We start from the raw sequence: 10,202 nt of genomic DNA on the forward strand, positions 1-10,202 counted from the left end.
GGACCCCTTCCCGGGCTTGCCCGCGTCCGGTTCGCCGTGCGGGTCCGGCCCGCCCCTGCCTGCGGAGCCTGCAGTCATGACCAGCTTTCCCCCGCCTGCCGTGCCGACCCCCGACGCCGTTGCGGCGACGGCGCGGACCGCCGGGCTCGATCTGCCGCCGGCGGCGGCGGCGCGCATCGCCGCGGCGGTCGCGCCGGCCTTCGCGGCCTTCGCGCCGGTGTCCGGCACCCTGCCGTTCGATCTCGAACCCGCGACCTTCCTGACCGTGCAGATGCGGGAGCTCGCCAAATGAGCGCGTCCTCGTTGCGCCTGTCCTCGGCGCCGTCCGATCCCGCGCTGCTGACGCTGACCGAAGTCGCCGCCGCCATCGCGGCGCGCCGCGTCTCGTCCCGCGAGGCGACGCAGGCCTGTCTCGCGCGCATCGAGAGGGCCCAGCCGCGCCTCAACGCCTTCCTCTCCATCGAGGCCGAGACGGCGCTGGCGGCCGCCGACGCGGCGGACGCGGCGCTGGCGCGCGGGGCGGCGGCCGGGCCGCTGCACGGCGTGCCTCTGGCCCACAAAGACATGTATTACGATGCCGGCCATGTCACGACGTGCGGATCGAAGATCCGCGGCGACTGGGTCGCGCCGACCACCGCGACCGCGCTCCAGCGGCTCAAGGACGCCGGCACGGTGCGGCTGGGCGCGCTCCATATGGTGGAGTTCGCTTATGGTCCCACCGGCCACAACCCGCATTTCGGCCCCGCCCGCAACGCCTGGAACCCGGACCATGTGACCGGCGGCTCCTCCTCGGGTTCGGGGACCGCGGTGGCCGCGCGCCTCACCTATGCCGCGCTCGGCTCCGATACCGGCGGCTCGATCCGCCTGCCGGCGCATTTCTGCGGCGTGTCGGGCCTGAAGACCACGGTCGGCCGGATCAGCCGCGCCGGCGCCATGCCGCTCTCCCAGACGCTCGACACGGTCGGGCCACTGGCGCGGACGGTGGAGGATTGCGCCCTCCTGCTCGGGCTGATGGCGGGCGCCGACCCTGCCGACCCCACCGCGCTCGGCGGGCCGGTGCCGGACTATCTCGCCGCGACGCGCGCGCCGCTCGCCGGCCGGACCATCGGCATCCCGCAAAGCTTCTATGTGGACGATCTCGACCCCGACGTGGCGGCCGCCTTCGACGCGGCGATCGCCACGCTCGAACGCGCCGGCGCGCGTATCGTCCCGGTGGTCCTGCCGGACCAGGCCCGCTTGTCCGCCGCCTCGACCCTCATCCTCGTCGCCGAGGCGGCCGCCCACCATGCCCACTGGCTGAAGGCACGGCCGGAGGAGTATGGCGCGCAGGTGCGGGCGCGGCTGGAAAATGGCTTCGCGATCCCCGCTGTCACTTATCTCGAGGCGCTGGGCTGGCGCGGTCCCGCGCTCGCCGCGCATCTCGACGCGGTGGCGGGGCTCGACGCGGTGCTGGCCCCCGGCGCCCCCATGCCCGCGCCCACCATCGCCGAGACCGATCTCGGCGGCGCGCCCGATGCCGAGGCCATGATCCAGCGCCTGACGCGCTTCACCCGGCCGGTCAATTATCTCGGCCTGCCGGCGGTGAGCGTGCCGGCCGGCTTCACCGCGGCCGGCCTGCCGGTGGGTCTCCAGCTCATCGGCCGCCCGTTCGAAGAGGCCGTCCTCCTCTCCATCGGCGCCGCCTTCCAGCGCGAGACCGATTTCCACACCCGCCTGCCGGAGGCGCCATGACCGTGCGGGATATCGTGCCCGCCGCCGCGCCCATGGTGGCCATCGACGACCTGACCATCCGCTTCACCGGGGAGCGGAAGGTCCACGCCGTCAACGGCGTATCGCTCACGCTCGGCCAGGGCGAGGTGCTCGGCCTGCTCGGCGAGAGCGGTTCGGGAAAGAGCGTGACGCTGCGCGCGCTGATGCGCCTGCTGCCGAAGAAGCGCACGGTCATCAGCGGCGGCGTGAAAGTCGCCGGACAGGACGTCCTCGCCATGGACGATTCCACGCTGGCGGACTTCCGTGGCCGCACGGTCTCCATGATCTTCCAGGAGCCGGCCTTGGCGCTGGACCCGGTCTATACGATCGGCCATCAGATCGCCGAATCCGTCGTGCGGCACGAGGGCAAGAGCCAGGCGGAGGGCCGGGCGCGGGCGCTGGAAATGCTGGACCTGGTGCGCATCCCCTCCGCCAGGCGCCGGCTCGACGCCTATCCCCACGAAATGTCCGGCGGCATGCGCCAGCGTGCCATGATCGCGCTCGCTCTCGCCTGCAAGCCGAAGGTGCTGCTGGCCGACGAGCCGACCACGGCGCTCGACGCCACGGTCCAGATCCAGATCCTCCTTTTGCTGCGCGAGCTGCAGCGCGAGATGGGCATGTCGGTGATCTTCGTCACCCACGATATCGGCGTCGCCATCGAGATCTGCGACAAGGTCGCGGTCATGTATGCCGGGCAGGTGGTCGAGAGCGGCGCGCTCGCCGACATCGTCCGCCGCGCCGTCCATCCCTATCCGCGCGGGCTCCTCGCCTCGACCGTGCACGGCGCGAAGCGGGGCGCGCGGCTGGAAACCATTCCCGGGACGCCGCCCTCGCTCGATCACGCCCCCGTCGCCTGCTCCTTCGCGCCCCGGTGCGGCTTCGCGCAGCCGCGCTGCACGACGGCTCTGCCGCCCCGCATCGAGCTGGCGCCGGGCCGGGTGGTCCGCTGTATCCTCGCCGAGCCGCACGCCGCGCAGGTGTCGGCGTAAAGAAGGTGTCGGCCTAAAGTAGGTGTCCGCGTGAAGAAGATGTTCGCATGAAGAAGGTGCCGGCATGACGGACCGTCCCAATCTGCGGGTCGATGGCGACCGGCTGTGGGCCACGCTGATGGAAACCGCGCGCTTCGGCGCGACCGAGAAAGGCGGGGTGCGGCGGCTGACCTTGTCGCCGGAGGACGGCGCGGTCCGCGACTGGTTCCGCGCCGCCTGCGAAGCGGCGGGGATGCGCGTGTCCGTGGACACGCTCGGCAACATGTTCGCGCTGCGTCCCGGCCGGGACATGGCAAAGCCGCCTCTGGGCTTCGGTTCGCACCTCGACACCCAGCCCACCGGCGGCAAGTTCGACGGCATACTCGGCACGCTCGCCGCCTTGGAGGTGGTGCGCACGCTGAACGAGGCTGGGATCGAGACCGAGGTGCCGCTCTGCGTGTGCAATTGGACCAATGAGGAAGGCTCGCGCTTCGTCCCGGCTTTGATGGGCTCGCTGGCCCATGTCGGCGATTTCACCGTGGAGGACATCCTCTCCCGGACGGACGCGGCGGGCATCACCGCCGGCGCGGCGCTGGAGGCGATCGGCTATCGCGGCGCGATGCCGGTCGGCACCCAGGCCTTCGGCGGCTTCGTCGAACTGCACATCGAGCAGGGGCCGCTGCTGGAGGCCGAAGGCACGACCATCGGCGTGGTGGAGCGCGGGCAGGGCATCGTCTGGTATGACGGCCGCATCACCGGCTTTGAAAGCCATGCCGGCTCGACCCCCATGCATCTGCGGCGCGATGCGCTGGCCGCGCTGTCGGAGCTGGTCCTGGCGGTCGAGGGGCTGGCGGTTGAACACGGCCCGGATGCCGTGGGCACGGTCGGCGAGGCGGCGATCGCGACGCCGTCGCGCAACGTCATTCCCGGCGCCATCGCCTTTTCCGCCGAATTCCGTTCGCCCGACGCGACCATCCTGGAGACCCTGGAGCGCGGGCTCGCGGCAAAGATCGCCGAGATCGCCGCCCGCCGGCGGGTGGAGATCGCCCTCGATCCGGTCTGGCGCAAGGCGCCGACCGCCTTCGATCCGGGCGTCGTCGCCGCCGTGCGCGGCGCGGCGCAGGCGCTCGGCCTCTCCCACCGCCCCATCGTGTCGGGTGCCGCCCACGACGCCTTCTCGCTGGCCGCGATCGTGCCCGCGGCGATGATCTTCGTGCCCTGCAAGGACGGGGTGAGCCACAACGAGCTGGAATCCGCCGAAAAATCCGACTGTGCCGCGGGCGCGGACGTGCTCTTGCACACCGTTCTGGCGCTCGCCGGGGGCCGGGCGCCGTGAGCCCGGTGGCAATGAGCCCGATCGCAATGAGCCCGATCGTGGCCCGCGCGCTCACCGCCGACGCCTTCGCCCCCTTCGGCGAGGTGCTGCGCCTGCCGGATCAGCCGGGCCGGCGCGACTATTTCGACGGCGGCCTCGCCAATCTGCGCCCGGATGCGGCGGCGAGCCTGTCGCTGATCCTCGCTGCGCCCGTCCTCGGGCGCCCGGTGCCGGTCGCGCAGTTCGAGCGGCACGCTTTCTCCTCCCAGAGCTTCGTCCCGCTCGCGCTTTGCCGCTGGCTGGTGGCGGTGGCGCCGCACGCCGCCGGCGGCGGGCCGGACATGACGCGCGTCGCGGCCTTCGTGCCGGGGGCGGGGCAGGGGATCACGCTCCGGGCCGATGTCTGGCATGCCCCCCTGACCGTCCTCGACGCCGCCGCGCCCTTCGCCATCTTCATGTGGCGCGACGGTGGCCCCCGCGACGAGGAGTTCGCCGAGATCACCCCGTTCCGAGTGGCGGTGGACGCGCCGGTCTGAGCGTGGGCCTCGCCTCCGGGCGCGGCGGACTGCGGATCGGCTGCGCGAGAGCAACACTTGGTATTATCTGTCGAAAAGAGATCTAGAATTCCGCTCGGGAAGGTTTCCCGGGGACGAGATTCGGCAGACAATCGCCGGTATCGTGGAACGGAAAGTGTTCTCGGCGGTTTCACCTTCATTCAATGCTCGAACATCATCCGGGCCGGGCAGGACGAGCGCGGAATGGAGCGACGCGCGGGCGGTTTTTGATCCGGTGGCATGTTTCGCGGAATACGGGCGTTTGATCGCTCCGGATCGGACTTGATACGGGGGTAACAGGCGTGTTTCGCGCCGCGAAGTTCGCCCCGACCGGATGCCGAAACACCAGGAGATCCCCCGGCGGTGATGCGCGAACCAGACCCTTCATGCCCGGACGGCGCCGGCCCGCCGGCCGATTGCCTGATCGTCGGCGGCGGCCCGGCGGGGCTGACCGCGGCGATCTATCTCGCGCGCTTCCGCCGCCGCGTGGTGTTGGTCGATGCCGGGTCGAGCCGCGCGTCTCTCATCCCGTGGACGCGAAATTATCCAGGGTTTCCAGAGGGGATAGGCGGGGAGGACCTGCTCGGCCGCCTGCGCCTCCAGGCGGCGCGCTACGGCGTGACGCCGGTGTCCACCCGTGTCGCGCGTCTGGAGGCCGACGGCGCCTCCCTGTTCCGCGCCGCGACCGGCGCCGGTACGGTGCGGGCGCGCACCGTCCTGCTCGCCACCGGGGTCGTCGACCACCAGCCCGACCTCCCGCATCTCCTTGAACTCGTTCACAAAGGCCATGTCCGCTTCTGCCCGGTCTGCGACGGCTACGAGATCGCCGACCAGCCGGTGACGGTCATCGGCCCCTTCGCGCAGGCCGCGCGCAAGGCGCTCTTCCTGCGCACCTTCACCGCCGATCTGCGCCTCCTCCCGCTGGATCCGTCGTCCGGCTGGCCGGCCGACGACCTGCCGCGTCTGCGCGCCGCCGGGATCGTCGTGGAGCAGCGTCCCCTGGACAGCCTCACCGCGGACGGCGACCGGATCCTGGCCCGGCTGGTGTCCGGCGAGCGCTACGACGTCGGCATTCTCTATCCCGCGATGGGGGCGACGCCGCAGACCGGTCTGGTGAGCCATCTCGGCGTCGAGACCGAAGCGGGTGGCTGCCTGCGCACCGACAGCCACCAGGAGACGAGCGTCCAAAACCTGTTCGCGGCCGGGGATGTCGTCAACGAACTCAACCAGTTGAGCGTCGCCGTCGGCCATGCGGCGATCGCCGCGACGACGATCCACAACCGTCTGCGCGCCTCTGCCGACCGGAGCGCGCACGGCGCGGAAGACCGCGCCGGGACCGGCTGAGGGGGCCGTGCCCGCCCGGCTTGCGGCCGGTCACCGCGCGTGCGCCATCGCCCTTGCGGGGGTCGGCAGCGGATCCATCAGCAGCCGCTGGCGCGCGATTTCCTCGGACAAAGCCGTGCAGACCGTCCGCCGGCCATCGTTGTCCGGCATGCTCAGGAGGCCGACCTCGCAGCGCCTGCCATTGTCCCATCCGGGATAATCGAGAATGGGATACTGGCAGATCCCGAGGATGGCGGCGCCCGCATGCTGCGCCGCTCGGACCTCCCCGCAGACATAGTGCATCCACGCGGCGCGGGCGCTCGCCTCCGCCCCGGTCTCGGCGACCAGGAGCGGACGGCCATAGCGGGCGTGGATTTCCAAAAGCATATCCCGGAACGCACGATAGGCGTGGTGGCCGAAGGGGATCGTGGCGCCGCGGTAAACCCATTGATTGTGCGGGTAGAAATTGACCCCGACGATATCGAGCAGGTCCGGCTGTCCGCCGAGCTCGGGCGCCATGCGGCCGCTGACGAGGTCGAGGGCGACCCGTATTATCCGGTGCCGCGTGCCGAGAACGCGGCCCGTTACGCCCGCTACGAGGAGCTTGCCAGAGCGACGCCGAACGTATGGTTCGTCGGGCGGCTCGCGACCTATCGCTATTACAATATGGACCAAGTCGTCGGGCAGGCGCTCGCGACCTTCCGTCGGATCGACGACAGCATTCCGCGTGCGATCGATCCGCAGGCGCGCCTGGAATCGGCGTGAGGGAGCGCCGGCGCGGCCGAGACGCCGCCGCCCGCGAAGGACTGTGGCGGTGGGCGCCGAAATAACGTTGCGGAATACAACCCCTTGTCTGAGGTATTAAATTCTTCGATATCGTTGTGCATCGTTGGCCCGGAGGGGACGATTGCATGCCGAACAAGACGACATTGCCGCCACTGGCGTTCGTGGCGCCCGCCCCGTGGGAGGAGGTCGACGCCGAAGCCATGTCGGAGCGTTTGAACACGTTCGGCACCGCGCGGGTGGAATACCGTCCCCGGCGGACCGCCGACCCCTTCCGCAGCCTCTCCGCGGGACTTCAGGTGGGGCGCCTCAGGCTGTCGGCCAACAGTTGCTCGGCAGTGCGCTATCGCGTTTCCAGCGTGGCCGAGAGCTTCTTCATCATTCCCATGGACGGGGAGGGAGAGACCATCCAGGAGCGCCGCTCCGTTCGATGGCGGGCCGGGGAGGGCGGCGCCTTCATCTCGCGCGCGGATGCGGTCGGATTCTCCACGCGCCGTTCCGTATTGGGCGTGATCATCGACGAGGCGGAGATCGCCGCCCTGGCGCGGCACATGCTGAACGGCGACCATCGGCCGCCTGATCTTCGTGTGTCGCAGCCGCTTGCGTTCGGTCGTGGTGGCTTTCGTTTCGATGTGTTGTTCCGCCGCCTGCTCGCCGCGATCGACGGGTGTGTCCAGGAGCCCACGGTTCTCGCCCGGAGCGGGCTCGACGACGCATTCCACCGCGCCATCGTCATGTGGATGCAGCCAGAGGCGTTCCTCGCTGCGGCGGAGCGGATGCCGCGCCGTCCCCGCGTCGACGACGTTTGCGACTACATCCTCGCCAATCTCGACAAGAAGCTCACGCTCACCATGCTGGAAAGCGTCGGCGGCCTCTCGCCCCGGGTGCTGCAATATGCGTTTCGGGAAAAGTTCGGCTGCTCGCCGATGCAATGGGTCCGCGACCGCCGGCTGGAAGCCGTGCGCACCCACATCCTCAACGAATCGGCTGAAGTCAGTATTTCCACAATTGCATCTCAGTATTTCAGCAATCTCGGCGAGTTTTCCCAGAAGTACAAAGCCCATTTCGGCGAATTGCCGTCCGAGACCCGCCGGCGTCGCGCCGTGAGCTGACCCGCGCCGTAGCCCTCGACGCAGCACCCGGCCGGCCCCGCCCGGGAAGCCGTGCGCGGGCATGAGCAGGTCGCGTGGTCCCTGCGTCGAAGCTCCGTTAATTTTTCGTTGCGCCGGTTCGCAAACAGGACACTGGGTTCGCGAACCCGGTTGTTGGCGGTTTTCGCCTTTGGCTAACGTGGCGCGTCAGTCGGCGGGGGAGGCTGTTTCCGATCATACGCGCGGTGTGGGGGCACCCTGCCGCGCGCATGATCGGAGCGGGCGGATCGCTCCTTCTTCCTTTGATTTTCCGTGAGCGCTTCAGCTTCGGCCGCTTCGGCCGGGCGCCGCGCCCGCGTGTCCACCGTAAATTAGGAAAGAGAGTCACCATGCGGCAGGTCAAGACGTCTTCGGAAGCCAGGATTGAACGGCGCCGCTCCTTGCGTCTTGCGCTCCTCGCTTCGGCGGCCAGCTTGGTGTTGGTCTCTCATCTGAGTGCTCCGGCTTTCGCGTCCGACGGTGAGGGGGGCCGAGGCGGCAACGGTGGCAGTGGCGTAGCCGACGGTGGCTCGGCCAGCCCGGCTTCTACGGGCGAAGCGGGCGAGTTCGGAGAGGGCGGCGGGGGCGGGGGAAGCGGGCAGACGGGTGGGCGGGGCGGTGCCGCCAGCAGTGCTTCGGGCGGGGCTGGGGCAGCCGGCGCGGGCGGCAATGGCAGCGCGGGATCGAACGCGCAGTCCGGCGGCGGCGGCGGCGGCGGCGGTGGCGCGCATGCTTTTGTCGGCTCCTATTCCAGCTTCGTGAGCGCGGCGCATGGCACATTGACGGGCGGCAATGGCGGCGCCGGCGGTGCCGGCGGCTATGGCTACGGCGGCGGCGGCGGCGGCGGCGGCGGCGGGTTCGGCGCGGTGATCACCGGCGGACTGAGCGATGCGACGTTCACCACCGACATCGTGGGCGGCACTGGGGGGGCTGGGGGCGCGACCAGCAGCAGCGGTATCATACCCGGACTTAGCGGCGCCGGGGGAAACGGGGGCTCAGGACTGGTCCTGCTGGAAAGTGGCAACGTAACCGTCACCTCGGTCACAGGTGGAGCGGGGGGAACCACGAACATCGTCAATCCCGCCAGCGGACCGAGCGGTGCAGGCGGCAGCGGGCTCGTTACCGTGGCCGGTGGGAGAATTACCATTGACACCATCGGCGGAGCGGTTGGCGGCCGTGGCGGAGTGGGCAGCCTCGGATCCACGGGCGGTTCCGGCGGCAATGGCGTTCTTCTCACTGGCGCTCCCATTATGACCTTCATCACGGGCCAGGGAAGCGTGATCGGCGGGCAGGGCGGCGATAGCGCGCCAACATCGGCAGTCTTTGTGCCCGGCGGCTCTGGAGGAGCGGGCGGTACAGGATTCGCCATTGAGGTCTCGCCGGCGGGCTTTTTCGGGGGCTATGTCGAGAGTGGTGTTGTCGCCATTGGCGGTGCGGGCGGGACAGGCGGCACTTCGACTTCGGCCAACTCGGGCATGGGCGGCGCCGGCGGCGAGGGCGGAGACGGCCTCAGCCTCTCGGGAGAGGTGGGTTCGATCTCCATCCTTGTTTCGCAAGCCGTGACGGGCGGCGCGGGCGGAGCGGGCGGCGCGGGCGGCGCGGGCGGTTCTGAGGGAGGAGCCGGTGGGGCTGGCGGCCGGGGACTCCTGCTCGCAAGCACCACAAGCCCCACAATTCCCGGAGGAACCCAGTCCGTGACTGTTAACGCTGCGGTGACCGGCGGCACAGGAGGATTGGGCGGGAGCGGCACGGGCGGGTACAATGCTGGAAGGCAAGGTGTCGGCGGCATCGGTATCGACGCGGTGAACACCTCGATTACCGTCAACGCTTCGGTTTCCGGAGGGGTCGGTTCGAGTGGAGGCGTCGGCATCAAAGGGGAGAACATCAACATCGCCATCGGCGCGTCGGGCAGCGTCTCTGGCGGGCTGGCCGCCCTTACCAATATCCAAGCGTCTGCCCTCGACCTGGCTGGCGGCTACAACACCTTGCAGATGCAAACGGGCGCGACGCTCACGGGTGACATCTACCTGTCGACATCCTCGACCAAGCTCAACATCCGGACGACCAGCGACCAGACGCTTGCCAACGTCATCCGCGGCTCCGGCGCTCTTGAGAAGACCGGAAGCGGAAAGCTCATTTTGACCGGGGCCAATTCGTATGGTGGCGGGACGACGCTGTCTCAAGGCACATTGTCGGTTTCCGATGCCGCCGGGCTGGGCACCGGCGGGCTGACCTTCGATGGCGGCACGCTGGAAGCGACGGTGGATCTGGCGCTGACCGGATCCGTCAAGATCAACGGGACCGCTGAGGCGGGCGGCACGATCGACACCGCCGGGGGCACCACGACGACGCTGTCGGGCGTCGTGTCTGGTGAAGGGAA

General features: G+C 69.9%; 8 protein-coding genes and 2 pseudogenes. 9 read left to right on the forward strand and 1 reads right to left on the reverse strand.

Going from position 1 to position 10,202, the window contains the following annotated elements; genetic code table 11:
* Window positions 1-76: 76 nt before the first annotated feature.
* The 6 genes from EDC64_RS20565 (at window position 77) to EDC64_RS20590 (ending at window position 5,930) form a co-directional block, all read left to right on the forward strand.
* Window positions 77-292, forward strand: a complete 216-nt coding sequence (locus tag EDC64_RS20565) for a hypothetical protein (RefSeq protein WP_132034930.1) — start codon at window positions 77-79, stop codon at window positions 290-292.
* Window positions 289-1,731 carry an amidase gene (locus EDC64_RS20570; RefSeq protein WP_132034932.1) on the forward strand — a complete coding sequence of 481 codons (1,443 nt, stop codon included), beginning with the start codon at window positions 289-291 and terminating at the stop codon, window positions 1,729-1,731. Before EDC64_RS20565 ends, EDC64_RS20570 begins: the two co-directional genes overlap by 4 nt.
* Window positions 1,728-2,738 carry an ABC transporter ATP-binding protein gene (locus tag EDC64_RS20575; protein WP_245504817.1) on the forward strand — a complete coding sequence of 337 codons (1,011 nt, stop codon included), beginning with the start codon at window positions 1,728-1,730 and terminating at the stop codon, window positions 2,736-2,738. Before EDC64_RS20570 ends, EDC64_RS20575 begins: the two co-directional genes overlap by 4 nt.
* Window positions 2,739-2,802: 64 nt before the next feature.
* Complete coding sequence (locus EDC64_RS20580) at window positions 2,803-4,053, forward strand: Zn-dependent hydrolase (RefSeq protein ID WP_132034934.1); 1,251 nt, start codon at window positions 2,803-2,805, stop codon at window positions 4,051-4,053.
* An 11-nt stretch (window positions 4,054-4,064) separates the two neighbouring features.
* The gene (locus EDC64_RS20585; RefSeq protein WP_132034936.1) at window positions 4,065-4,568 is read left to right on the forward strand and encodes an ureidoglycolate lyase; all 504 of its coding nucleotides are present in this window, start codon (window positions 4,065-4,067) and stop codon (window positions 4,566-4,568) included.
* A 384-nt stretch (window positions 4,569-4,952) separates the two neighbouring features.
* Window positions 4,953-5,930: an NAD(P)/FAD-dependent oxidoreductase gene (locus EDC64_RS20590; RefSeq protein WP_132034938.1), complete on the forward strand. Its 978-nt coding sequence runs from the start codon at window positions 4,953-4,955 to the stop codon at window positions 5,928-5,930.
* Window positions 5,931-5,960: 30 nt separating this feature from the next.
* On the opposite strand, the gene EDC64_RS23925 is transcribed toward EDC64_RS20590, so the two are convergent.
* Complete coding sequence (locus EDC64_RS23925) at window positions 5,961-6,290, reverse strand: hypothetical protein (RefSeq protein WP_245504818.1); 330 nt, start codon at window positions 6,288-6,290, stop codon at window positions 5,961-5,963.
* 156 nt (window positions 6,291-6,446) lie between these two features.
* Here EDC64_RS23925 and EDC64_RS20600 point away from each other — a divergent pair.
* The 3 genes and pseudogenes from EDC64_RS20600 to EDC64_RS24070 all read left to right on the forward strand — a co-directional run.
* Window positions 6,447-6,674: pseudogene (locus tag EDC64_RS20600) on the forward strand (UDP-galactopyranose mutase); the annotation flags it as partial.
* A gap of 146 nt (window positions 6,675-6,820) precedes the next feature.
* On the forward strand, window positions 6,821-7,804 hold the full coding sequence (locus tag EDC64_RS23930) for an AraC family transcriptional regulator (RefSeq protein ID WP_245504819.1): 984 nt from the start codon (window positions 6,821-6,823) through the stop codon (window positions 7,802-7,804).
* A gap of 368 nt (window positions 7,805-8,172) precedes the next feature.
* A pseudogene (locus EDC64_RS24070) lies at window positions 8,173-10,202 on the forward strand (hypothetical protein); the annotation flags it as partial.

Origin of the sequence: Aquabacter spiritensis, assembly GCF_004346185.1 — a bacterium.
Taxonomy (GTDB): Bacteria; Pseudomonadota; Alphaproteobacteria; order Rhizobiales; family Xanthobacteraceae; genus Aquabacter; species Aquabacter spiritensis.